Here is a 23,395-nt window from a genome sequence, read left to right as displayed (position 1 = left end):
AAAAGGAGTTTTACATGGGCATCCGCATTACGGGTACAGGTCTTTATCATCCAGAAGACGTAATTACTAACGAAGAGTTAGTTGAAGCTTTAAATGCTTATGTGGAACAGTACAACAGCGACAATGCTGAAAAAATTGAAGCAGGCGAGCTAGAAGCGCTTCGTGGTTCAAGTGCCGAATTTATCGAAAAAGCATCGGGCGTAAAAGCGCGTTATGTTGCTGAAAAAAGAGGTATTCTAGATCCAAACCGTTTACGCCCAGTGCTTCATGAACGTCCAAATGATGAAATTTCTCTTCAAGCGGAATGGGGTGTTGCTGCAGCTAAACAAGCGATGGAAAATGCAGGCGTGACTGCAGAAGACATTGATGTGGTGATTTTGTCATGTTCAAATATTCAGCGGGCTTATCCTGCTGTAGCGATTGAAATCCAAACAGCATTGGGTATTCAAGGCTATGCATATGACATGAATGTTGCATGTTCAGCTGCAACTTTCGGTATCAAACAAGCGTATGATGCGATCAAATCAGGCGCCCGCCGTGTGTTATTGGTTAACGTTGAGATTACGTCTGGCCACACAGATTTCCGTATGCGTGACTGCCACTTCATTTTTGGTGATGTTGCAACTGCATCGATTATTGAAGAAACTGAAACCAAAGCTGGTTTTGAAGTGTTAGATATTGATCTGTTTACACAGTTCTCAAACAACATTCGTAACAACTTCGGTTACTTAAATATGAGTGAAGTCGATGCAGACATCGACAACAACCGTTTCCGTCAAGACGGCCGTAAAGTATTTAAAGAAGTTTGTCCATTAGTCGCGAAAATGATCACGAAACAATTGGAAGACAACAAAATTGCAGCAACGGATGTGAAGCGTTTTTGGTTACATCAAGCCAATGCCAGCATGAATGAATTGATTCTTAAGCTGGTTGTTGGTAAGGAGCATGCAACTCCTGATTTAGTGCCAATTATTCTTGATGAATTTGCCAATACCTCATCTGCAGGTGTAATGATTGCATTACACCGTACAGCGAACGAAGTGAACCATGGCGAGTATGGCGTGCTTTGCTCATTCGGCGCAGGCTATTCAGTAGGTTCTATACTTGTGCAAAAGCATGATGCTGCTTAAGGCCAGCATATTTGCAGGTTGAGCATGATGCAAAATGGATAAAGCGCATTAGCGCTTTGTCCAAAATGTATTTCACGCCTACTTTTTTAGGTACGGAATATATCGAGGTATCAAAACCTGCAATGTATGTAGGCAATCATACAATCTATGGTGTATTGGATGCGCCGATGATTATTGATTATCTATATAACGAACATAAAGTGGCTGTGGTCAGCATTGCGGACCATAGCCACTTTTATTTGCCGCTCTGGCGTGAAATTGTGAAAAAATTTGGCGCTGTAGATGGGGTGCAGGAATATGTCCGCAGTGTGATGCAGCAGGGCTATTCTATATTGGTTTTTCCGGGTGGCGGCCGTGAAGTGCTAAAACGCAAAGGTGAGGCTTATCAGCTGATTTGGAAGCAGCGTTATGGTTTTTTAAAGCTGGCGCAAGAGTTTCAGTATGATATTGTACCTTTTGCCGCATTAGGCGGTGATGAGGCTTTTGACATTGCTTTTGATGCCAGCACGATTGTGAACAGCAAAGCATTTCAGGCTTTACTGAAAGTGCCAAAGCTGGATAAGCTGCTGCGTCATGGTGAGGTCATTCCTTCATTGCCTAAACGGCCTATTCCTAAACGTGTACCGTTTTATTTTCAGTTTATGCCGCGTCAAAGCATTATGCAGATCGAAAATATTGAGCAAATGCAGAATTTTCGAACGCAGATCCAACAGGACATTTATCAGGGTTTAGATTTGCTGAGGGAAATCCGTCAGCAGCATCATGGGATGTGAGTTCAAATCTTTTTGTATTCATAAATCATATTTTTAATTTTTCTTAAACTGGTTTTTAAGTTTTTAATTATAAAAATAATTTTGCTAAACAATATTTTGTGCATATTTTTTATTTATTAATTTTATCTGCTTCATGGATGGAACGAAACTGCTGGAGCGTTTGAAAAATATTTATTATATTGGATTTTAGCCCCTAGGTTTTTTTGAATAACGCAGGCGGAGGCAGTGATGGATCATCAGCAAAATACAGCCGCATTATGTGTGATTGCCAAGCAGCTGCTGCGTATTTCAAATAGTTTAAACCAGCTGTATGCAGATCAGCTGGCGCTGGTCAGCCATATCACAACTCAAAATATGTTCAAGATTGATCAAAGCTTGCAGCGTATTAGCTTGGCTGGCGATTTATTTTTCATTCAATTTAATACTCCGAAGTTTGAAGGCTTTAAAGCCATACTTGCGCAGCCGTTGATGCAGCTCAACTTTATGCATGAAGGGCAGCATGCTGAAGCCTTGGAAGATTTTTTTCTGCATGAACTGTATTTTTTAACGGGAGACCGCAAGCCGCAGCATTCTTTGCTGCTGCGCAGTAAAGCACAGCAGATTCGTCAGCTTCTTGTCGACCAAATTTATCAATGGTGCTGTGTTGAAGTCCGTGCGGAGGCTTTTTTGCAGGGCATTACGCAGGTTCAGGCTGAAATTACTGATCATTTGATGATAAAAGCAAAGCTGTATAAAACGCCCGTGCTGCAGCAGTTTTTACGGCAGGCGAAACCCTTGCCTGAAGAAGTAAAAGAGCTGTTTAAGCAAATGTTTAAATTTGAGCTGCTGATTGACGGTGAGTTTTTGCCCATACAGCCGCTAATGGAAAGCTTGGATGAATTCTGTTATACGGCAGTGCAATTTTTAGATATAAAAGTCTACCGTATTATGGCGCTGTGTTTTGAAGAGCGCTTTAATTTGCATGAATTGCAGGAGCATCGTGATGATATTTTATTGATGTTTCCGCATGCTGCAGGCCAGCCTGCTTTGCTTGGCTTTTTGCGCATTATGCACCGTGAGGTTTGGCCTCAGCAGAGTATTTTAAATAAGCAAAATTTTTTGCAGCCAAATACGCAAGTCTGGCAGAAAAAAGCTGCGAAGCTGCCGCTATTTGATAATACACGCGCTGTGAATTGGCTTTATCGGCAATCTGCAGAAGTTGCGGACTGGGTAAGTGAAAATATACAGCACAGCAGTGTGCGTGTGGCCATCACGGCTATGAGCTTTATTGACAGCAGCCGGCAGCATCCGCAAATGATATTGGCTGCTTTGCAGTATTTTCAATATGTTGCGGCGCGTATGTTTATATACCGTTGCCATGATCTAGCCATACAGGAACACTGGTTTGACCGGCCTGTAAATGCGCATGCTGTGCTGCAAGGTACTAAACAATCTATTGATGATAACCGTATTGCGATTAGCCATTCGATTTTATATTTGGATGAGTGGATGGCGCTGCTGCGCAGTATTGCCACGGAAGATGAAACAGCATTTAAGCGTGTGTACTTAAATTTAAGCCGTGTGATACAGGCTTATTTGCAGCATTTAGAAAAGGTGTGCAGGGATTTGCCTGCAGATCTTATGGCTTTTATACGGGTCGAAAATCAGCAAAACCGCGACTTTCATCTTACATTGCGCCGCCATCGGATTCAGCTGGATGATTTTCGGCAGCTGTTCTATTTGCAATATGAGCGTGTAAGGGAATCTATTTACGATGCTTATGTGCGGGATTACTTGGGCGCTTATTTTGCAGAAAATAAACCTGTACCAAAAACGGTAACATGGGCAGGGTTATTTCAGCAGGCAACACGTTGGCATGATGATATTCAAAAAGAAGAGATTATGTCTAAGCTGCGCCGTGACTGCGCTAGTGAGCAATGGCAGGCGGTCACTGAAGATGGTCTTATTGATTTTGAAGGCTGGTATTTTGAAGAGCTGGTATCAATCGACCGCATTATAGAAGAGTCGAAAATATTCAGGCATTGTTTAGCAGCCAGCTATGCTCATCGAATTGTGGAAGGTGATTATACTGCATTTCATGTTACCCGAGGTTCGGCTGCGCAAATGACTCTTGGCTGTATGCTGCTTGGCGGAGAGCTGTATTATGATCAGCTGGAATATCCTAACAATGAAAAAGCAGAGGCTCAAGCAATTGAGCGGGCGAAAAGATTTATTTTCTGGCAAAACCAAAAACGAAAAAAACGGCTTGATTTGTAAGATGCGCGTCAGACTCTGGAGGATGAAGCTTAACTTTTGGCTTAAAACTCGGTAGGCTATAGCGGTTCTTTAATGGTATAGGTCTTATGAAGCAGGAAACCGCACTCAAGTTATTAAAAGCTGGCGAAAATGTATTTTTAACAGGTTCGGCAGGTGCGGGTAAAACTTATACGCTCAATCAGTATATTAACTACCTGAAGGCACGCAAAGTCACGGTTGCTATTACCGCTTCAACGGGTATTGCAGCAACGCATATGAACGGCATGACTATTCATACATGGGCGGGTATCGGTATTAAAGATGCGATTTCAGAAGATGAACTGAAACGCATGAAAGAGCGTAAATACTTAAAAGAGCATTTAGAAAATGCCCAAGTGCTGATCATTGATGAAATTTCAATGCTGCATGCCAAGCAGCTGAATTTGGTGAATAAGGTTCTAAAATATTTTAAAGAAAGTGATGAGGCTTTTGGCGGGGTGCAAGTGATTGCAGCCGGTGATTTTTTTCAGCTGCCGCCAGTTGGGCGCAATGAAGAGCGTAACCGTGACAAATTCTGCTTTATGTCAGAAGCATGGGTCGAAGCAAAATTCCGCGTGTGTTACTTGACGGAACAACACCGTCAGGGCAATGACTATCTGAATGATATTTTAAATGCCATTCGCGCGCAAAGTATCACTGAAGAGCATATGCAGGCGCTGCGCAATACGCGCAATCAGGACATTGGCGACACATTTACCCGTTTGTACACCCATAATATGGATGTGGACAGCATTAACTTTAAGCACTTAAATGAAATTGAGCAGGAAACTAAACAATTTGATGCGCAGTGTGACGGCAATGACAAATTGATTGAAACTTTAAAATCTTCTGTACGCGCGCCTGAAACTTTAAGTTTGAAGAAAAATGCCAAAGTCATGTTTGTAAAAAACAATTTTGATATGGGTTATATCAACGGCAGTCTTGGCGAAGTAATTGGTTTTGAGGAAGATGATGAATTTGGCATCTTGCCGAAGGTCAAACTGACAGATGGCACGACCTTAATTGTTGAACCTGAAACGTGGTCGGTCGATAATGATGAAGGCAAAACTATTGCCAGTTTTCAGCAAATTCCGCTTCGTTTGGCATGGGCAATCACCATTCATAAATCACAAGGCATGACTTTGGAAGCTGCAGAAATTAATCTGTCGCATACTTTTGAAAAAGGTCAGGGCTATGTGGCGCTGTCACGCTTAAAAGCGCTGCAGGGCTTACGTCTGCTAGGTTTTAATGAGCAGGCGCTTGAGCTGGATAGTTTAGCGATTAAAGCAGACCGCCGCTTTCAAGAGTTGTCTGCAGAAGCAGAAAATCAATTTGCAGATATTGATTTAACGGCGCAGCATAAAGCATTTATCCGTCACTGCGGCGGCACGCTGAATGAATATGAAATTGAGCGCAATGAAAAGAAAATTGCGAGAAGCGGCGGGAAGCAAAACTATGCATCTGCAACCTTAGATGAAACCCGCGCTTTATTTGAAGAGGGTTATGAAATTTCAGACATTGCTGTTGAACGCGGTTTAACGCCTGCTACAATTATTAATCATTTGGGCCGCTTGCAAAAGGAACAAGGCTTGGATATTTCTGTAGCAAATCCAGGTGAGGAAACGGTAGAGCAAGTACGCAAAATTTATAAGCGTTTAACCAAGCGCAATGATGCTGAAAATTTCAATGATGACGGCAGCATTAAACTGCGTCCAATTGTTGAGCTGACTGCCCCGCGTATGGGATATGATCAAGTGCGGCTGGCGCTGCTGTTTGTAGAGTGATTTGAGGCGCTGCATAAATGAGATAAATGCTGAGGCTGCTGGATTTATTTTGATGATGCATCAGTTAAACTGATGCATCATTTCTCATATAAATTTGACTGCTATGGCATTGACAGCTTGGTATACGCTGCGAAAGTTTGTCTACAATAATTTACATAATGACGACTATGAAACGGCTTTTAGCCGGGCGGTCAATTATTTTCTGATTCTGTTGATTTTAGGCAATGCTGCTGCGGTATTGCTGGAATCAGTTAATGATATTTATCAATCTTACCGTTTTTTCTTTGATACCTTTGAACACATTTCCATCATTATCTTCAGTGCAGAATATCTGCTGCGTTTTTGGTCGATTGCTGAAAAAGAACCTTTTGAATCTGGCTGGAAAAATCGGCTGAAATGGATTAAAAGCGGCGGTGCAGTAATTGATTTGTTAGCTATTCTGCCAGCATATATCAACTTCTTTGTACCTATAGATTTACGCTTTTTACGAATTTTGCGCTTATTAAGGCTGCTGAAACTCACGCGCTATTTTATTTCACTGCAAATTTTGCTCAGGGTTATTGAACGTGAGAAGGGCTCATTTCAAGCTGTTATTTTTATTCTTAGTATTATGATTGTGATGGCTGCAGCCTGCATTTATGTAGTGGAAAGTAAAGCGCAGCCGCAAGTTTTTACCTCTATTCCTGCTGCGATGTGGTGGGCTGTGGTTACGTTAACCACTGTAGGCTATGGAGATGTCACGCCAATTACGCCATTAGGGCGTTTTTTAGGGGCGCTGATTACGATTTTAGGTGTTGGACTGGCGGCGCTTCCAGCGGGTATTTTGGCCAATGGTTTGGCGAACGAGCTGGAACAGCGCAAGCAATTTATGGAGTTGCGGTTTAGGGAACTGCTGCTTCATTCTGAAATTGATTTGGCTATTGATCAAGACAAAATTGAAGAAATCCGAAAAGACGTTGGGCTGAATAAAGAGCAAACGCAGAATATTTTACTGCAGCTGATGCGTGAGCAGAGAGAGGAGGCGCTGAAACGGGAGCGTGAGCAATATGAATATTGCCCGCACTGCGGAAAGAAACTGCCAGAGCTTTAGTTTTTATACTTTGGCTGTGGGGGCATTTCCGATGTGCTGGGGTATCACCGTTTTTGAAGACGGTGGTTTTGCTGTTTATATTTGCGGCATTTTTTCTTCACATTAGGGGGCTGTTGTATTTTTCAGCGTTGTAAATTTAATGCTGAATATAATTATTTTAATATATGTTAAGATGAGTAATATTCAGTATTGACAATTAGAGAGGCCATTCATAGGCCTTTTTTAATTACTTATCGTAGTGCGGGAACGAGCCATTATGTTGGAAATACGTCATTTAAAAACTTTAACAGCGCTGAGAGAGCATGGTTCATTGGTTTTGGCTGCTAATGATTTGTGCTTAACGCCGTCGGCTATTTCTCATCAATTGAAAGAATTAGACCATTGGTATGGTGTGGAGGTGGTTAACCGCCGTACGCGCCCTGTTACTTTTTCTAATGCGGGGCAGCGTTTGCTGAAATTGGCCGATGAGGTGCTGCCGCAGGTGCAAATTGCACAAAGTGATATTACCCGCATAGTGCATGGGCAAACAGGCCGTATTACATTTTCTTCAGAATGCCATAGCTGTTTTGACTGGCTGATGCCTTTGCTGAATGTCTACCGCCAGCAATACCCTGATGTGGATTTGGATTTTGCCTCAGGTTTTGAAGCAAACCCGCATGAGCTTTTGCAAAATGGCGAGTTTGACTTGCTGATTACCGCAGATCCAATCGCGCTTAAGGGCATAGAATATTTCCCAATTTTTGAATATGAGTCAAGACTGGTGCTGTCGAATACGCATCCATTGGTGCGGGCGGACAGTATTACTGTGCAGGACTTGGCAGAAGAAACATTAATTACCTATCCGGTGGATAAACACCGTTTAGATATTATGGCGAAATTATTTATCCCTGCGAATATTTTACCTAAATCTATCCGCACTACAGACTTGACGCAAATGCTGATTCAGCTTGTTGCAAGCGGACGCGGCATAGGCGCACTGCCGGATTGGGTCGTGAATGAATATGAGCAAAAAGGCTGGGTAACATCACGCCGTCTAAATTGTGTGTCTGAACAAGGACTGCGCAGAACTTTATATGCAGGTTTTCGTATTGAAGAGCGTGACAAAAGTTATTTTGAAGGCTTCTTAAAGCAATTAGAGAAGTTCTCGCAAAAGCGTCATAGTTATTATTCGGCATAAAAGGGGATTATGTGATGCAAAGTTTATTTGTATATGGCACTTTGCGTTTAGGGCAGCCGAATGCGCATGTAATGGAGGGTATTGGCGGGACTTGGCTGCAGGGCTATATTCTTGGTCATTTGGAAAATAGCGGCTGGGGTGCTGCTTTGGGCAGTCCTGGTATCCGCTTAAGTTCTCAAGGTGATGAGGTGAGCGGTTATGTATTTCAATCTGAAAATTTAGCTTCGCATTGGTCTGCATTGGATGAATTTGAAGGTGCTGAATATGAGCGTACAAATGTGACTGTTTATTTGGAAAATGGCGACAGTATGAAAAGTCAGGCTTATGTGCTTAAGCCTTAAACTGCTTATACACTGTATAAATAAAAAAATGCCGTCATAATTAAAATGACGGCATTTTTTTATTTATGCAATTATGGCGCAGTGTGAGTTTTAAGCAGAACTGAATCGTTTCAGCTGCATCAATATTTCAATATTTTCCAGAAAAATAGAGATTTATTCATACTTTGTATGGATGGGCTATATGCTAAAGCTTTGATATTATTGGTGTGTTATAAAACTGGAATATTCAACTAAATGTCTTATCGGATTCAATGGCTGGGTAAAGACCTGTGGGTTATCGGAGCAGGCTTTGCTGCAGCGATGCATATAGGAAAATTGCCAGTCGCTATTCCAGTGCTGCAAGCGGAGCTTGGCCTGACTCTGGTTCAGTCAGGCTTGCTGCTGTCATTTATTCAGTGTGCAGGGATGTGTTTTGCGCTGTTGTTGGGGAGCTATACTGCAAAGCTAGGTTTAAAACGCTGTGTGCTTTTAGGTTTGGCATTGCTGACGGCGGCAAGTATCTGTGCCGGATTAATGCAGTCTGTGCTGTCATTGTTTGTTATGCGTACAATAGAGGGTTTTGGCTTTTTGCTGGTTACGCTCAGCGGGCCTGCATTAATACGTGAATTGGCGCCAGCACATAGCTTGCCGATGAAAATGGGGCTGTGGACGGCATATATGGGCGGCGGTATGGGGATTGCCTTAATGGCTGCGCCGCTATTGATGCAGCAGTGGTCATGGCCTGCGATCTGGTTTGGTTTTTCCGCAGTGACCTTTTTCTTTCTGGTAATGATTGCGCTGATGATTCCTAAGCCTGTACCAGTGACCCAGCCTGTACAGATGCGAAGCTTAATACGGATGACCTTAAGACATCCGCCGGCTTGGCTGTTGGCTTGTATCTTTGGCACCTATGCAGGGCAATGGTTTGCTTTAGTGGGTTTTATGCCGACTATTTATGAACAGAACCAGATTGCGCCAGCAGTTTCGGGTATGCTGACAGCTGGTGTGTCTATTGCAAATGCTGTAGGGACTTTCGCATGCGGAATCATGCTGCAGCGGGGGCTGAATGCAAAAAAATTAATGCAATCCGGTTTTGCAATTTTAATTTTTTGTGCATTTAGTTTTTATGCCTTTAAGACGCAGATGCCATTTGTACTTCAGTATGCTTCTGTATTTAGCTTTTCGCTCTTTGGCGGTTTGGTTGCTGCCAGTATTTTTTCTCAAGCGCTGCACTTTGCGCCAAGTCCGAGTGCAATCAGCACGACGATCGGTTTGATTTTACAGTTTTCTGCATTGTCACAGTTTGTATTGCCGCCATGTATTGCATGGCTGGTATCTCTCACGGGCACGTGGTTATGGGCTGGTGTTGTAATGAGTGTGCTTTCGCTCTTCGGTATTTGGTTTACTCAGCACTTATTTACAAAAACATTTATTCAAACAGTATAAGTTATTTAGAACATCTGGATAGATACCGCATCAGCTTTGTGAATGATTTGATTTTGAAACCTATGCATGAGTTTTGCATAGGTTTTTATGGTTTAAAGATTATTGTCCTATGCCAATGAGGAGCGACAAGATGCCTGCTGCGATGAGCGGACCCACAGGTACGCCGCGTAAAACGGCTACACCGGCAACAGTGCCAATGAGTAACCCAGCAACAATATTAGGCTGATTGCTCATCAGCTGCACGCCGCGGCCGCCAAGCCAAGCCACAAATACGCCTATAGCGATGGCTAAAATAGATTTCCAATGCATAAAGGATTTTAAAATTTCTGCGCCTGGAATTTTACCGCTGGCAATCGGTGTCAGTACGCCAATGGTTAAAATAATTACACCAATATTTAAGCCGTGCTGCTGTAAATAAGGAAAAAACTCGCTTAAAGGCGTAATGCGGAAAACAATCAGTACACCCGCTGCAATCGTAATAGCGCTGTTATGGCTGAAAATGCCGCAAGCTAAAAGAACAATTAAAACCATTAGGTTTAAATCTAGGCTGGTCAGAGACATAACACGTAGGGAGAAGTTTGAAATATGAAGCATTATACCTGAATTGCAGGCAGTGATTTGCGCAGCAGAAATGCGCTGCTGATATGGCATGGATTCTAAAATTTGCGTAAGTATAAAATGCTGAGAGGAACGTGTGATTTTTCTGCAGTAGATGATGTTATATAAACAGCAAGTTGGGTTTTCTTGGTCTGTTCATTTAGAATATATGTACTTAGAAAATGGGGTATATTTATGTTTTTGGAAAAAATGCTGCAGTCACAAGGTTTAGGCTCGCGTAAGCATTGCCAGCTGCTGATTAAAAATGGCGCAGTCAGCATAGATGGGGAAACTCTCATAAATCCAAAACATAAGCTGAATTTAAATAATCTGGAATTTACTGTACACGGTGAAACTTATCAGTACCGTGAAAAAGTTTATATTGCGCTGAACAAGCCCAGAGGCTATGAGTGTTCGCATCAGGCAACCCATCATTTCAGTGTATTTGACTTGTTTGATGACGCGCTGATGAACAGAGGGATTCAATGTGTGGGGCGCTTGGATCAGGATACTACAGGCTTGCTGCTGCTGACGGATGATGGGCAGTTTTTACAGGCGCTGACACATCCCAAAAAGCATGTAGCTAAAGTGTACTGTATGAATACGGCAGACCCTGTCACAACGGAGCAAATGGCGCAATTAGAACAAGGGGTAGAGCTGCGTAATGAAAGCGGCATATTTGCAGCGACCAATGTGCAGCGCTTGGCTGAATACCAGCTGCAAATGACTGTTCATCAGGGGGTATATCACCAAGTGAAACGTATGTTGGCGGCAGTCGGCAATAAAGTTGAACAGCTGCATAGGAAGCAGATTGGCAAACTTGGTTTGACGGACTTATCTGGCTTGCAGGAGGGAGAATGGACTTACCTTTCGGCAGCGCAGATTGAGATGGCGAAGTTTCGTGAAGTTTAATACGCGTTTTTAAGGGCAGTCCTGAAATTTATCGTGGACTGCTGAATCGTATTTTAAATATGTATATGTAAGTAACTTACTTTAAGAAACAGTGATAGGTTTGAAACTCATCATCTTTTACAAAACCCATTGTTTCGTAGAGCTGGTGGGACTGGTAATTGCTTTTTTGGGTTTCAAGGCTAATACGGAGGGCATTTTCTTGACGGGCGAATAAAATAGCTGTGTCAATCAGCTGCTTGGCAGAACCTTGACGGCGGTATGCCGGGGTGACGTATACATCATCTAAAATATAATAGGTTGAGCAGGCAACTGATGAAAAACTCAAATAAAGCAGAACAAAGCCAGTAAAAACATGGTCTTTGACATGAATAAAAATGACACTTTCTTTATTGGTAAAGCGCTGTTTTAAGAAATGATAGGAAAGATCAAGATTTGAGGAAGCGCCATAAAATTGGCGGTACTCATCAAATAATACGGCAAGCTGGTTTAAATCTTCTTCGCGGGCTCTTCTTACAATCATTCTGCGCTCCAAGCTGCAATTATCATGTTTGCTTGAAGCATAACGAAAAACTGAAAATGATTGATTTTTAAATTGTTTGAAAATGCAACAGTGTTAAGTTTTGTCACTTTCGCCTAAAATGGCATTCAGCTCTTCAAAAAGATCAATATGATCATCGTCCAGCTCTAAATCTGCAGCGGAAACAGGATCTGAATGATGGGCATCACCATTTAAAGCTTTGCTGTCCTGTTTTAATTTACGCAGCTTAATCAGCTGTTCCAAATTAATGCTTTGATTTTCAATTGAGAAGGGAATGGACTTAGTGAGTACAACCTGCTTGAAAAATAGGCGTACAGCTTGAGCAGGCGTAATCCCCAATTGCTTAAATACAGCAAAGGCCTGTTTTTTCTCTTGGGAATCCAAGCGGATTTGATAGACTTCAGTTTTTCTCATAATTTTAGAAAGCTTTAAAATACTTAACTTTTCGCATTTATTCTAATCCATTACACGGCAATTACAATATTTCTGTTCAGAAAATATCACTTATTTGTAATGACAAACATATTACAGTGTCAGATCAAATTCTGAATTAATTGAAAAGTGCTGCTTTGAAATGGGATCTTGGAAGGCAATGTGTTTTGCAAGCAGCTGTAATGGCGCTGCAAAGTCATCGTCAGCCTTATGATTTACTTGCGGGTAAAACGGATCATTCTGTATTGGAATACCAAGGTGGCTGAGGTGCACCCGCAGCTGATGCTGTTTGCCTGTATGCGGTTTTAAGAGGTATTTTGCCCAGTTCGAATTATGTTCCAGCAGCTGTATATGTGTTTCGCTGTTTGCTTCACCGCAAACACTGGTCATCGTATAGAAGGGATTGCCTTTTTCCATGCGCAGGCGCACTGTCTGAGGGAAAATCAGTTCAGGCTGAAATGGCGCAATGGCATGATAGGTTTTTTGTACTGTACGTTCAGCAAACATTTGCTGATATGCCCCGCGAGTTTCGGCACGTTTTGAAAATAACACCACACCCGCAGTTTCACGGTCTAAACGGTGAATCGGTGTGAGCTGTTCATTGCCTGTTTGCTTTTTTAGGCGTACCAGTAAAGTTTCCTGCACATATTGACCTGTAGGGCTAATGGTCAGAAAGTGCGGTTTATCTGCAGCGATGAAGTGGTCATTTTCAAAAAGAATACGGTGCTCAAAAGGCACATGGATTTCATGCGCTAAAAAACGGTAATAAAACACATGACTGTTAGCATGAAACGGTGAGTGAATATGCAGTTGCTTCCCCTGTGCGTCATATACCAAGCCATCTGCAAAACGTTGAGCCCATTCTTCTGAACCTATATGTGCAAACTCACTGCATAAATAAGCATAGACACTGTCAGGCTGAGGCTTTAGAGGTTTTAGGAAAACTTTGCTGGCGCTGACGCCATTGAGCATAGGGGGAGTGAAATCGGACAGCTGCATGAAAATATGAATGAATCAGGTAAATGGATAGGCTTCAAGCCGTGAAATTTTACACAAACTGAATATGGGTCATAGGTTTTTAAAGCCTTGCGATGCTATCATAATTGTTCTTTTGGTTCATGTCGTGAGTATTATGCAGTATTCATTTAATTTAGCTTTAAACAATGAAGAAGATACACAAAACTTAGCTCAAGTTTTGGCGCAGCATTTTAACTCTGGAGTGATTCACTTGATTGGTGATTTAGGCGCAGGCAAAACCACGCTGAGCCGCTTTTTATTGCAGTCGCTTGGTCATAAAGGGGCTGTAAAAAGCCCAACATATACCTTGGTTGAGCCGTATAACGTACAAGGCAAAGATATCTTTCATTTTGACTTATACCGCTTAAACGATCCCTATGAGCTTGAGCTGATGGGTATCCGTGATTATTTAGAAACAGAAAATGCGCTATTTATTTTCGAATGGCCATCGAAAGGCGGTGATGAAATTCCAGCGCCTGAATTGATGATTAATATCGAAAAATCAGAAGATGAAATGACCCGTCATGCAGCATTGTCTTTTGATGATGCAGCCTTAAAACAAGCCCTAGAGGCGCGTTTTGCATGAGTGATTTGAGTGTGCGCCGTATTCGGGCGCTTGAACCCGCTTTAGCTAACCAGATTGCTGCCGGTGAGGTGATTGAACGCCCTGCATCGGTGGTGAAGGAATTGCTGGAAAATGCGATTGATGCAGGCACAGCAGAGCTGATTGTCCGTATAGAACAAGGCGGCAGCACACTCATTGAAATTATAGATAATGGCCGCGGGATTCACCCAGAAGATTTACCTTTGGCGGTGATGCGTCATGCCACCAGTAAAATTCAGTCAGCAGAAGATTTACAGGCGATTGTCAGTTTGGGGTTCCGCGGTGAAGCTTTGGCATCTATCGCCGCGGTGTCACGTTTAACGCTGACCAGCAGCCAGACTGATGAGGGTGTTGGCTATCAGGTTGAAGTAAACGGCACAGCATTCGATCATCAGGAAATACAAGCTGTCGCTGCGCCTCGCGGTACGCATATCCGTGTGCAAGATTTATTTTTTAATGTGCCTGCCCGCCGTAAATTTTTAAAAAAACCGAGTACAGAGTTTGGACATATTGAAGAGATTGTACGGCGCTTAGCGCTGACACATTTTGATATCCGTTTTGTACTGGAACATAATGGCAGTATTAAACTGAATTTACCTCTTGCGGATAGCGGCGCGCTGCGGTTTCAGCGTGTACAGCAGCTGCTTGGCCGTCAGTTTACTGAAAATGCTTATTGGATTGATGCAGACAGCATCAATATGCGCTTAAGCGGCTGGCTGGGCCATCCATCTGATGCGCGGGCGCAAGCGGATTTGCAATATGTTTATGTAAATGGCCGTATTGTAAAAGATAAAACCATCTCGCATGCGCTGCGCATGGCTTATGACGGTATTTTACACGGTCATCAGCATGCGGGTTATTTATTGTTTTTAGAAGTTGACCCTGAAAATATTGATGTCAATGTACATCCAACTAAGCATGAAATCCGCTTTTTAAATCAGCGTGAAGTGCATGAATTTGTCCGTCATTATGCTAAAGAAACGTTAGCGCAGTTCCAAACAGCCAGTGCTGAATTGGCATCGGCAATGAAAACAGAGCCAGCAGAAGCTCAGTCAGCACCTGTTTTGCATCAGCCGCGCTATCAGGAACAATTTGATTTGCATAAACAGATGCAAGCCAGTGCAGGGACGATGCAATCGTATGAGTCTGCAGCGAACGTGACTGACGGTGAGGGTTTAAGGGATTTTGCTTCAGTACAGCCGCAAAGTGTCAGCTACACGTCTCCAGCAGAAACGCATGCTTATCAAGGCTATAGCAGCGGCTATAATTCGCAGCAAGCGGGTTCTGCGCGCTTAAATAATGCATTGCAGAGTTATTTAGCGCCATTGCGCGGCAGCGATCAAAATTCAGTTGTCCAAGATGCAGATCAGTCTTTGCAGGCGCATATTGCAGCTAAAGTAGATGAGCATCCTTTAGGTATTGCAATTGCACAGCTGCATGGTATTTACATATTGGCGCAAAATACAGAAGGTCTGATTATTGTCGATATGCATGCAGCGCATGAGCGTATTGTGCTGCAGCAAATGAAAGAAGCATGGGACAAGCCTGAATTTTGGATGTCTCAGCAATTGCTGATTCCAAAAGTTGTACCAATTAGCCGCATGCAGGCGATGCGTGTGGATGATTTGCGTGATCAGCTGGCTAGATTAGGCTTGGAGATAGATCAGTATGGCGATGAGCAAGTGATTGTGCGCGGCGTGCCAGCTATATTGCATAAAGCTGATTTCGATGCTCTTATTCCTGAACTTTTAAATGATTTAGATCTTAGCGATCAGGTGCAAGGCTTGCTGCAAAAACGCGATCAGATTTTAGCGGGTATGGCTTGTCATGGCGCTGTACGCGCACACCGAATTTTAAGCCTTTCAGAAATGAATGCGCTGCTGCGCCAGATGGAACAAACTGAATTTGCCAGCCAGTGCAATCATGGCCGTCCAACATGGCGCGCTTTTCCATTGGCTCAACTAGATAAACTTTTTGCTCGAGGAGAGTAGCTGTACATGTCAAATCAATTGCCGGTCATCAATTTAATGGGGCCTACTGCAAGCGGAAAAACTGCTTTGGCATGCGAGCTTTATGAGCAAGGTAAATTCGAGCTTATTTCTGTCGATTCTGCGCTGGTTTACCGCGATATGGATATTGGTACGGCCAAGCCGACTAAAGCTGAATTAGAGCAGTATCCGCATCATCTGATTGATATTATTTCGCCATTAGAGGTGTATTCGGCTGCAAATTTTGTGGAGGATGCGGGCGCGTTAATTGATGACATGCACAGCAGAGGTAAGATTCCGATATTGGTCGGCGGTACGATGCTGTATTTTAAAGCATTGCTTGAGGGCTTGTCGTCGAATTTACCAAGTGCGGATTATGCAGTCCGTGAGGTAATTGAGGCCAAAGGTGGGGCTGAAGGCTGGGAAGCTGTCTATGCAGAACTTTGTGCTGTTGATCCGCTGGCAGGGCAAAAATTTAAAGTCAGCGATAAGCAGCGGATCATCCGTGCGCTGGAAGTGTATAAATTAACTGGCAAGCCGATTACACAGCTGCAGGCAGAACAGCCGAAAAATTTACCATACCGATACACATTTCATAATTACGCCCTCATGCCAGATCGATTAGAATTGCATAAGCGAATAGAAAAGCGCCTTGAAATAATGTGGGAAATCGGTTTTTTAAATGAAGTCGAAGAACTCATGATAAAATACGATTTAGATGGGAATTTACCCTCAATGCGCTCTGTTGGCTATCGACAAGCTGTAGAATTTTTAAGAAATAGTGATAAAAGTATCGTAAATCGTAAAGAAATGGAAGATAAGGCTCTGTTTGCAACACGACAACTTGCTAAACGTCAATACACGTGGTTAAGATCGTTGCAAGAAGCGCATAAATTTACAACATATTTTACGATTAAGCAGGCTCAAGAAGACTTGCGAAACTGTTACGGATAAAGCAAAATTTAGTTACTGCCTTTTTTATAATTTTTAATTGAAAAATCAAAGGTAGTTTTTGCGCTGATTTTTATATTTTTTGGAGTTATAACATGTCTAAAGGTCAAACCTTACAAGATCCGTTCTTGAATTCTCTCCGTAAGGAACGTATTCCTGTTTCAATCTTCCTTGTTAACGGTATTAAGCTGCAAGGTCACATTGAATCTTTCGACCAATATGTGGTTTTACTTAAGAATACTGTAAGCCAAATGGTTTACAAGCATGCAATCTCTACTGTTGTTCCAGCACGTAATCCGCGTCCTGCTGGCGCTCCTGCTGGTGCTCAAGGTGCTGGCGGCTTCGGCGGCGGTCAAGCTCAAGGCGGCTTCGGCGGTCAAGCTCAAGGCGGCTTCGGCGGTCAGGGCGGCTTCGGCGGTCAAGGCGGCGGCTTCGGCGGTCAAGGCGGCTTCGGCGGTCAGGGCGGCTTCGGCGGTCAAGGCGGCTTCGGCGGTCAGGGCGGCTTCGGCGGTCAGGGCGGCGGCTTCGGCGGTCAAGGCGGCTTCGGCGGTCAAGGCGGTTTTGATGGCGAATCAAAATTTGAAGATTCTCAAGAAGACGAAAATAATCGTTAATTGATGAATTAAAAAAGCCTCCCAAATGGGAGGCTTTTTTATGGTCAAATTTTTACTTAAAAGTTTGACCAGTATTGGTGTAAAGCCAGCAATAGATGCTGGCTTTAATTTTAGCTTAAGAGTTATTTTTTTTACGGTCTAAGCTTGGATCTTTAATGTCAACAAAGGCATTGTTGCGGATTTCTCGGATCCAGCTGTCTAATTCAGCATCAAATTGACGTTCGCCTAGAAGCTGGCGCGCCATGCGTTCTTGGTATTCTTTAGTCATATCTTGCTGGCGGGTTTCAGTTACTTGCAGGATATGCCAGCCAAATTGAGTTTGGAATGGTTCTGTAACTTCACCTGCAGGAGTGCTTTTCATTTTTGCATCAAATTCTGGAACCATCATGCCTGGAGATACCCAGCCTAGGCTGCCGCCATCACGTGCAGAACCTGGGTCGTTAGAGAAGGTTGCGGCCAATACTGCAAAGTCTTCCCCTTTTTTGATGCGGCTATATAAGCTGTCAGCTTGCTGTTTTGCATCTTCTGGGCTAACCACTTCAGATGGCTGGATCAGAATGTGGCGTGTTTTAAATTGAGATACAATCGCTTTTTGATCTGCAACTTTGCGCTCAATCAGTTTTAAGACATGGACGCCGTCACGTACAGGGATCAGCTCTGTAGTTTGGCCTTCCTGCAATGTGCTTACGCGGGCAGCAAGTTCTGATGGGATGTCAGAAAGGCTGCGGAAGCCCATGTCTGCACCTTCTACTTTAATGCTGCTGGTAGAGTATTTTTTATCGATAGATTTGATGTCATTGCTGCTGCCAAGTTCTTCTTTCACTTGCTTTGCTGCTTTTTCTACATCCGCTTGATTTTCACCTGAAATACGGACGTGCAATACATGCGCTTGACTGCCGATCGCTGCTTGTCCTTGAGGTGAGTTTAGGAAGTTCTTCACGTCAGAGTCTGAAATTTGAATGCGTGAAGTGACAACTTGCTGACGTAAGCGGCCAATGGCGATGTCTTCTGCTATACGGCTGCGCAGGCTTGCATATGTGCCTGGCGCCATTGCATCTAAGCGCTGTTGAAATGCTTCTAAGCTTGCTGTGCCTGAGTCTTTGGCAACTTTTAACACAGCTTCATTCAGCGCTTTTTCATCAGGCTTGATATTGTAGCGTTTGACCTGTTCCAGCTGTGCTTGGCGGGTAATCAGCTGTTCTAGTGCTTGCTGCTCTAGATATTTTTCAGCAGGTACAGTTTTCTTTTGCGCTTGCAGCTGGTGGCTGATTTCAGCAACGCTTTGCGCTAAATCGCTGCGCAGAATGACACTATTGTCGACAACAGCAACAACTTCATCTTTGGTTTGTCCTGCAGCGAAGGCAGGCAGGGTTGCGCTCAAGCAAAGAGCAAGAGCGGTTGCTTTGAAAACTTTTTTTAGCTGTGTTGTCTTCATTAACGTTCTGTCCAAGTCTGATTGATATTGTTAAAACCTAAAATACGGTTTTCAAGCAATGATGAAAGCTTATTATTAAATCCGCCTAGGCCTTTGAGTGTAAACTCCGCCATAATGGCGCGTTTAGGATTGACGCCGTCATCCTTAACGTTGTCTAGGTCGTTATAGTAAGAGCGGCCATATACTGATAAGCCCCAGCAGCATGACTCATAGTTCACGCCAAGTAAATATTCGCGCGCCACGCTGTTATCCAAATCATATTGCGCATGACCAATGATCCGCCAATTGTTGCTGACGGGCTGAATAAAGGAAGCTACAGCTTGATCGTAGGCATCTTGGCGGTTTGGAATATTTTTACGCTTAAAATAGCCTAAGTTGTAAAGATTGCCTTTGTCGCCGGTGTAGTAGGCCTGAATATCGTGCTGAGCATTATCGCCATTGGCCATCCACGCACCGTTTGCATTGACGGTGAAGCGCTCTGAAAGCTGGCTGGTTAAGCTGATCACTGGACCAGTGTGGCGTTCGCGGTCAAATTCGTCACTGCGGCTGTTTAAACTTACGCGGCGGTCTTCGAAGTAGTAGCTTTGTCCGATACTTGCTTTTAAGCGTTCCAAGCCAATTTGGTCAAAAATACTGTAGCTGAGGCCGACAGATGCAAAGTTGTTGTCTTCTAAGCGGTCATGGCCATAAAAACGGTATGGGTTGAATAGCTGGTCATAGCTGATAGAGGCAGTTGCAGAGTCGAAGTTCGGGTGGCTGTCTTGGTTGCGGTAAGGTGAGTATGCGTAAAATACACGCGGTGTAAATGTCTGCAGGTATTCGCCTTGCTTTTCAAAAATCAAGCCTGTATCTAACGTGAACTGGGGTACGACAATCGACTTTGTTTCGTTAGATGAGCTGGTTTGCGTGCTGCTGGCGCCGCCATTGTTATAGAAGTCGACGGTGTTTTTATCAAAGAATGTATTGACGTTACGCACAGTCGCTTCGGGGATTGCAAAAGCATAAGGAGTGCGGAAATTATAGCGTACAGAAAAATCGTTATAAATACGGGTGCCGCTTGGTTCAAATGAATTGATATTTGCCGCTGAATAGGCTGAATAATCATCAATATCTTTTTTGAAATAAGCAGTATCGTGATTGAATTCGTACTGTAAGCCGAGCGGGTTTCCAGCTGTGTAATTCAGTAAAAATTGCGGAAGACGGGCATAAGGGCGGTCTTCATCTTTAACGGTTTTATCCAGTGTTTGGAAGTCTTCAACTTTCAGCTGTGCTTTTAGGCCAGGAATACCGTTTTTATAATTCAATTCCCAAGCGCGGCGCAGATTGAGGTCAGTCTTGGAATTTGGATTATTATTTAAATCTGAGAAATAGTCTTTGTCAGATGCATAATTGTATTCAAAGTTGGTGCTGAATTGATTATTAATTTGCCATTTGTGTTCTGCGTGCAGCGATTTACGGTCTTCGCTGCTATATTCGTTATCTGAAGGTAAAACGCCGCCATAAATTAAACCTTCACCAAAATTTTTGGTTAAGAAGCGGAATTCAGCCTCTAACATTGCACCGCGGTCGGCAATGTAGCGCGGCGCAATGGTTGCGTCGTAATTTGGCGCTAGATTTAAGTAAACAGGAACAGCAAATTCAATGCCGCCATCATTGGTTAAGCCGAAACTTGGTGTCAGCAGGCCTGTTGTACGGCGGTCATCAATTGGGAAATTGAAGTAAGGCACGGCTATAACGGGCACATCTTTGATATAAAGTTTAGTGCTTTTGGTTTCACCGCGGCCAGTTTCCTGATTTAAGTTAATGTGATTCGCCTGAATTTTCCATGTCGGTTTTTCATTAGGCGGACACGTTGTATACGTGGCTTGTGAAAGCTCAATTGTATTGGTTGATGTGCGGGCAATTTTTTCTGCACGGCCATGCGCATGCTGCTCTTCAGCAATATAAAGACTATTGCTTAAATCACCTTGCTGTGTTTTCAGGTTGTAATTGATGCTGTCACTTTGTGAGATAAGCCCAGCCTGCGCCATTTGTACATTGCCGGAAGCATTGGCATAGGTTTGTGTTTTGTCAATTTTAATTTGATCTGCACGAATTTGACGGCCTTGCTGGTCAATTAAAACATTGCCTTCAAGAATGGAATCGCCATTCGGATCAAAATGACCGTAATCTGCAGTAATGGTTGATGTTGTGTCTGAAGGAGCAGGCGCTTTGCTGTTCGAAGCAATTGGAGTAATCCATGCGCCTTGGCAGTATGCAGAACTCATTTGTGTGCCTTGGCGCTGCTGCGCTTCAGGTGAGGTTTTGTCTACATAATATTGTTCAAAAAAATGTTGGCCAGGATAGGCTTCAGAAATGCTTTGTTTTAACTTTTCATTGTTTACAGACGAAGCAGTCTGGTCAGCAGCATGGCTTGACAAAGAGCTGCCGCACAGCAGCGTTAAGATCGCAGTCGCTAAAGGATTAAATTTAAACTGATGCTTCATTTGTCTCATTAACCAAGAGTGCTTAATCGCAATTAATTATTGTCGCATCATAGAGAAAAAGTTGATAAGTAGCTACACTTAGCACTTTAAAAAGTCAGCCTGTATTAGAATTTATTGCAAATGAATACACAACGTGAACAATTGATACAATCATGGATTACATCTGTACTCAAGTCAGATCAGTTTGAAACTCATTTTTTAGCAGGCGATGCGAGCTTCCGTCGTTATGCACGAATCAAATTGAATAATAAAACATTTATGCTGATGGATGCACCACCAGAAAAAGAAGATTGTGGTCCTTTTGTGTCGATTGATGAATTTTTTGATGCGCATGGTGTGCGCGTGCCGCATATTGTGGCAAAAGACTTGGACCAAGGTTTTTTATTGCTGGAAGATTTTGGCGATGTGCTACTTTCGACCTTGCTGAATGATGAAACAGTAGATGCTCATTATACGCAAAGCTTTAAACAGTTGATCGAATTGCAAGCGGTTGATGGTGCAGGCCATTTCCCAGCATATTCGTATGAAAAGTTAATTTCAGAGATGGAGTTGTTGACCGATTGGCTGCTGCCGTCTTTGAAAACCCAGCCGACAGAGGCGGAAAGCGCGCTGATTAAACGTACTTTTGCTATTTTAGCCAATGCAGCTTTAGCTCAGCCGCAAGTGATTGTGCACCGTGATTTTCATAGCCGTAATTTGATGGTGCTGGAAGGAGAGCAGGAGCAAGGAGTCATTGACTTTCAAGATGCAGTCATTGGTGCGGATACTTATGACTTGATCTCTATTACCCGTGATGCTTATGTGCAGTGGAATCCTGCGCGTGTTTATAGCTGGTTTGAAACTTTCTATAACTTGCTTCCAGCAGCGGCTAAAGAAGGCCGCAGCCTTGATCAGTTTAAACAAGACGCAGACATGATGGCGATTCAGCGCCATATTAAAATTTTAGGTATTTTTGTCCGTTTATTTGAGCGTGACGGCAAGTCGGGTTATTTGAAAGACTTACCGCGTGTAATGTGGTATTTACTTGAAGAAAGCAAGCCTTATGCAGAATTGCAGCCGTTTATGCAGTTTATATACGATAAAGTATTGCCGGCATTTGAAGAAAAATATGGCAAATACGAGGTTGAAGCATAATGAAAGCCATGATTTTAGCGGCTGGCCTAGGCAACCGAATGCGTCCTTTAACGCTTTATAAGCCAAAGCCTTTGCTGGAAGTGGGCGGTAAAGCGCTAATTATTTGGCATATTGAAAAATTAAAAGCCATTGGTGTTACAGAAATTGTGATCAACTCTGCTTGGCTGGCTGATATTTTAATTGGCGAATTGGGCGATGGTTCTCAATTTGGTGTAGATATCCGCTGGACGCGTGAAGCTGAAGGTTTAGAAACTGCAGGCGGTATTATTAATGCAATGCCGCTGTTAGGTGAAGAACCTTTTATTTTAGTCAATGGTGATGTTTGGACGACATTTGATTTTAATGTCTTGCTGGATGTTCAGCTGAATGATGATTTGGCACATTTGGTGTTTGTACAAAATCCAGAGCAGCATCCTAAAGGTGATTTTACTTTGTATGCTGGCCGCGCATATACCTTTGATCAAGCGCATGCAGGTGAAAATTTGACTTATAGCGGCATCGCAGTCATAAATCCAAAAATGTTTGATGGCTTGGATGCTGGTAAGCGCCCGCTTGCGCCATTGCTGAAAGAAGCAATGCTTGAGGGTAAGGTTTCAGCTGAAAAAATGCAGGCGGCTTGGGTTGATGTGGGCACGCCAGAGCGTTTAACCGCTTTAGATTTGCAAATTCGTCAAGGTATGTACGTTTAAGTGC

Annotated in this window: 21 protein-coding genes; 15 read left to right on the top strand and 6 right to left on the bottom strand. The window is 43.2% G+C overall.

Annotated features, from left to right (window positions below):
* The first annotated feature begins 14 nt into the window (after window positions 1-14).
* From D7V32_RS04590 to D7V32_RS04555, 8 genes are all read left to right on the top strand, one after another.
* Window positions 15-1,130, top strand: coding sequence for a beta-ketoacyl-ACP synthase III (locus tag D7V32_RS04590; protein WP_120401737.1), 1,116 nt, complete (start codon window positions 15-17; stop codon window positions 1,128-1,130).
* A gap of 11 nt (window positions 1,131-1,141) precedes the next feature.
* The gene (locus D7V32_RS04585; protein ID WP_120401736.1) at window positions 1,142-1,903 is read left to right on the top strand and encodes a 1-acyl-sn-glycerol-3-phosphate acyltransferase; all 762 of its coding nucleotides are present in this window, start codon (window positions 1,142-1,144) and stop codon (window positions 1,901-1,903) included.
* Window positions 1,904-2,131: 228 nt separating this feature from the next.
* Window positions 2,132-4,159, top strand: coding sequence for a hypothetical protein (locus D7V32_RS04580; protein WP_120401735.1), 2,028 nt, complete (start codon window positions 2,132-2,134; stop codon window positions 4,157-4,159).
* Window positions 4,160-4,245: 86 nt separating this feature from the next.
* Complete coding sequence (locus tag D7V32_RS04575) at window positions 4,246-5,961, top strand: AAA family ATPase (protein WP_120401734.1); 1,716 nt, start codon at window positions 4,246-4,248, stop codon at window positions 5,959-5,961.
* 103 nt (window positions 5,962-6,064) lie between these two features.
* Complete coding sequence (locus tag D7V32_RS04570; protein ID WP_120401733.1) at window positions 6,065-7,051, top strand: ion transporter; 987 nt, start codon at window positions 6,065-6,067, stop codon at window positions 7,049-7,051.
* A gap of 256 nt (window positions 7,052-7,307) precedes the next feature.
* Window positions 7,308-8,228: a LysR family transcriptional regulator gene (locus D7V32_RS04565; RefSeq protein ID WP_120401732.1), complete on the top strand. Its 921-nt coding sequence runs from the start codon at window positions 7,308-7,310 to the stop codon at window positions 8,226-8,228.
* A gap of 14 nt (window positions 8,229-8,242) precedes the next feature.
* Window positions 8,243-8,569 carry a gamma-glutamylcyclotransferase family protein gene (locus D7V32_RS04560; RefSeq protein ID WP_120401731.1) on the top strand — a complete coding sequence of 109 codons (327 nt, stop codon included), beginning with the start codon at window positions 8,243-8,245 and terminating at the stop codon, window positions 8,567-8,569.
* A gap of 234 nt (window positions 8,570-8,803) precedes the next feature.
* Entirely contained in the window at window positions 8,804-9,994 is a 1,191-nt protein-coding gene (locus tag D7V32_RS04555; protein WP_120401730.1) for an MFS transporter, read from the top strand.
* Window positions 9,995-10,093: 99 nt separating this feature from the next.
* Here the strand turns inward: D7V32_RS04555 and D7V32_RS04550 are convergent, their stop codons facing one another.
* Complete coding sequence (locus D7V32_RS04550; protein WP_120401745.1) at window positions 10,094-10,555, bottom strand: DUF441 domain-containing protein; 462 nt, start codon at window positions 10,553-10,555, stop codon at window positions 10,094-10,096.
* Between the two features lie 231 nt (window positions 10,556-10,786).
* Here D7V32_RS04550 and D7V32_RS04545 point away from each other — a divergent pair, with 231 nt between their 5' ends.
* Entirely contained in the window at window positions 10,787-11,503 is a 717-nt protein-coding gene (locus D7V32_RS04545) for a pseudouridine synthase (RefSeq protein WP_120401729.1), read from the top strand.
* A gap of 76 nt (window positions 11,504-11,579) precedes the next feature.
* On the opposite strand, the gene D7V32_RS04540 is transcribed toward D7V32_RS04545, so the two are convergent.
* The 3 genes from D7V32_RS04540 to D7V32_RS04530 all read right to left on the bottom strand — a co-directional run bounded on the left by D7V32_RS04540 (window position 11,580) and on the right by D7V32_RS04530 (window position 13,472).
* Complete coding sequence (locus D7V32_RS04540; protein WP_120401728.1) at window positions 11,580-12,023, bottom strand: GNAT family N-acetyltransferase; 444 nt, start codon at window positions 12,021-12,023, stop codon at window positions 11,580-11,582.
* 93 nt (window positions 12,024-12,116) lie between these two features.
* A complete protein-coding gene (locus D7V32_RS04535) occupies window positions 12,117-12,455 on the bottom strand; it encodes a type II toxin-antitoxin system RelB/DinJ family antitoxin (RefSeq protein WP_120401727.1) in 339 nt (112 codons plus the stop codon).
* A 111-nt stretch (window positions 12,456-12,566) separates the two neighbouring features.
* On the bottom strand, window positions 12,567-13,472 hold the full coding sequence (locus D7V32_RS04530) for a pseudouridine synthase (protein ID WP_120401726.1): 906 nt from the start codon (window positions 13,470-13,472) through the stop codon (window positions 12,567-12,569).
* Between the two features lie 133 nt (window positions 13,473-13,605).
* Here D7V32_RS04530 and tsaE point away from each other — a divergent pair, with 133 nt between their 5' ends.
* The 4 genes from tsaE to hfq all read left to right on the top strand — a co-directional run bounded on the left by tsaE (window position 13,606) and on the right by hfq (window position 17,647).
* Window positions 13,606-14,076 (top strand): tRNA (adenosine(37)-N6)-threonylcarbamoyltransferase complex ATPase subunit type 1 TsaE, encoded by a 471-nt coding sequence (gene tsaE, locus D7V32_RS04525; RefSeq protein WP_120401725.1) that lies wholly within the window; start codon window positions 13,606-13,608, stop codon window positions 14,074-14,076.
* Window positions 14,073-16,085 (top strand): DNA mismatch repair endonuclease MutL, encoded by a 2,013-nt coding sequence (mutL, locus tag D7V32_RS04520; RefSeq protein WP_120401724.1) that lies wholly within the window; start codon window positions 14,073-14,075, stop codon window positions 16,083-16,085. The genes tsaE and mutL overlap by 4 nt, the downstream gene beginning before the upstream one ends.
* A 6-nt stretch (window positions 16,086-16,091) precedes the next feature.
* A complete protein-coding gene (gene miaA / locus D7V32_RS04515) occupies window positions 16,092-17,036 on the top strand; it encodes a tRNA (adenosine(37)-N6)-dimethylallyltransferase MiaA (protein ID WP_120401723.1) in 945 nt (314 codons plus the stop codon).
* Between the two features lie 92 nt (window positions 17,037-17,128).
* A complete protein-coding gene (gene hfq / locus D7V32_RS04510; RefSeq protein ID WP_120401722.1) occupies window positions 17,129-17,647 on the top strand; it encodes an RNA chaperone Hfq in 519 nt (172 codons plus the stop codon).
* A gap of 115 nt (window positions 17,648-17,762) precedes the next feature.
* Here the strand turns inward: hfq and D7V32_RS04505 are convergent, their stop codons facing one another.
* The gene (locus tag D7V32_RS04505; protein WP_120401721.1) at window positions 17,763-19,082 is read right to left on the bottom strand and encodes a peptidylprolyl isomerase; all 1,320 of its coding nucleotides are present in this window, start codon (window positions 19,080-19,082) and stop codon (window positions 17,763-17,765) included.
* Window positions 19,082-21,568 (bottom strand): LPS-assembly protein LptD, encoded by a 2,487-nt coding sequence (locus D7V32_RS04500; protein ID WP_120401720.1) that lies wholly within the window; start codon window positions 21,566-21,568, stop codon window positions 19,082-19,084. Before D7V32_RS04500 ends, D7V32_RS04505 begins: the two co-directional genes overlap by 1 nt.
* A gap of 120 nt (window positions 21,569-21,688) precedes the next feature.
* Here D7V32_RS04500 and D7V32_RS04495 point away from each other — a divergent pair, with 120 nt between their 5' ends.
* Together D7V32_RS04495 and murU are read left to right on the top strand one after the other, a co-directional pair.
* Window positions 21,689-22,702 carry an aminoglycoside phosphotransferase family protein gene (locus D7V32_RS04495; RefSeq protein WP_120401719.1) on the top strand — a complete coding sequence of 338 codons (1,014 nt, stop codon included), beginning with the start codon at window positions 21,689-21,691 and terminating at the stop codon, window positions 22,700-22,702.
* Entirely contained in the window at window positions 22,702-23,391 is a 690-nt protein-coding gene (murU, locus tag D7V32_RS04490) for an N-acetylmuramate alpha-1-phosphate uridylyltransferase MurU (protein ID WP_120401718.1), read from the top strand. Before D7V32_RS04495 ends, murU begins: the two co-directional genes overlap by 1 nt.
* Window positions 23,392-23,395: the final 4 nt, after the last annotated feature.

This window comes from Acinetobacter tianfuensis (assembly GCF_003611465.1).
Classification (GTDB): domain Bacteria; phylum Pseudomonadota; class Gammaproteobacteria; order Pseudomonadales; family Moraxellaceae; genus Acinetobacter; species Acinetobacter tianfuensis.
Note: the sequence above shows the minus strand (reverse complement) of the source record. Positions and strands in the feature narration are given on the sequence as shown.

What these genes read in the sequence shown, in the direction of transcription:
- D7V32_RS04555 (WP_120401730.1), top strand. Translation starts at nt 8,804, where the DNA reads ATGTCTTATCGGATTCAATGGCTGGGTAAAGACCTGTGGGTTATCGGA.
- D7V32_RS04550 (WP_120401745.1), bottom strand. Translation starts at nt 10,555, where the DNA reads ATGTCTCTGACCAGCCTAGATTTAAACCTAATGGTTTTAATTGTTCTT.
- D7V32_RS04570 (WP_120401733.1), top strand. Translation starts at nt 6,065, where the DNA reads ATGGCATTGACAGCTTGGTATACGCTGCGAAAGTTTGTCTACAATAAT.
- D7V32_RS04560 (WP_120401731.1), top strand. Translation starts at nt 8,243, where the DNA reads ATGCAAAGTTTATTTGTATATGGCACTTTGCGTTTAGGGCAGCCGAAT.
- D7V32_RS04545 (WP_120401729.1), top strand. Translation starts at nt 10,787, where the DNA reads ATGTTTTTGGAAAAAATGCTGCAGTCACAAGGTTTAGGCTCGCGTAAG.
- D7V32_RS04565 (WP_120401732.1), top strand. Translation starts at nt 7,308, where the DNA reads ATGTTGGAAATACGTCATTTAAAAACTTTAACAGCGCTGAGAGAGCAT.
- tsaE (WP_120401725.1), top strand. Translation starts at nt 13,606, where the DNA reads ATGCAGTATTCATTTAATTTAGCTTTAAACAATGAAGAAGATACACAA.
- D7V32_RS04590 (WP_120401737.1), top strand. Translation starts at nt 15, where the DNA reads ATGGGCATCCGCATTACGGGTACAGGTCTTTATCATCCAGAAGACGTA.
- miaA (WP_120401723.1), top strand. Translation starts at nt 16,092, where the DNA reads ATGTCAAATCAATTGCCGGTCATCAATTTAATGGGGCCTACTGCAAGC.
- D7V32_RS04535 (WP_120401727.1), bottom strand. Translation starts at nt 12,455, where the DNA reads ATGAGAAAAACTGAAGTCTATCAAATCCGCTTGGATTCCCAAGAGAAA.
- D7V32_RS04575 (WP_120401734.1), top strand. Translation starts at nt 4,246, where the DNA reads ATGAAGCAGGAAACCGCACTCAAGTTATTAAAAGCTGGCGAAAATGTA.
- D7V32_RS04505 (WP_120401721.1), bottom strand. Translation starts at nt 19,082, where the DNA reads ATGAAGACAACACAGCTAAAAAAAGTTTTCAAAGCAACCGCTCTTGCT.
- hfq (WP_120401722.1), top strand. Translation starts at nt 17,129, where the DNA reads ATGTCTAAAGGTCAAACCTTACAAGATCCGTTCTTGAATTCTCTCCGT.
- D7V32_RS04495 (WP_120401719.1), top strand. Translation starts at nt 21,689, where the DNA reads ATGAATACACAACGTGAACAATTGATACAATCATGGATTACATCTGTA.
- murU (WP_120401718.1), top strand. Translation starts at nt 22,702, where the DNA reads ATGAAAGCCATGATTTTAGCGGCTGGCCTAGGCAACCGAATGCGTCCT.
- D7V32_RS04530 (WP_120401726.1), bottom strand. Translation starts at nt 13,472, where the DNA reads ATGCAGCTGTCCGATTTCACTCCCCCTATGCTCAATGGCGTCAGCGCC.
- D7V32_RS04580 (WP_120401735.1), top strand. Translation starts at nt 2,132, where the DNA reads ATGGATCATCAGCAAAATACAGCCGCATTATGTGTGATTGCCAAGCAG.
- D7V32_RS04540 (WP_120401728.1), bottom strand. Translation starts at nt 12,023, where the DNA reads ATGATTGTAAGAAGAGCCCGCGAAGAAGATTTAAACCAGCTTGCCGTA.
- D7V32_RS04500 (WP_120401720.1), bottom strand. Translation starts at nt 21,568, where the DNA reads ATGAAGCATCAGTTTAAATTTAATCCTTTAGCGACTGCGATCTTAACG.
- mutL (WP_120401724.1), top strand. Translation starts at nt 14,073, where the DNA reads ATGAGTGATTTGAGTGTGCGCCGTATTCGGGCGCTTGAACCCGCTTTA.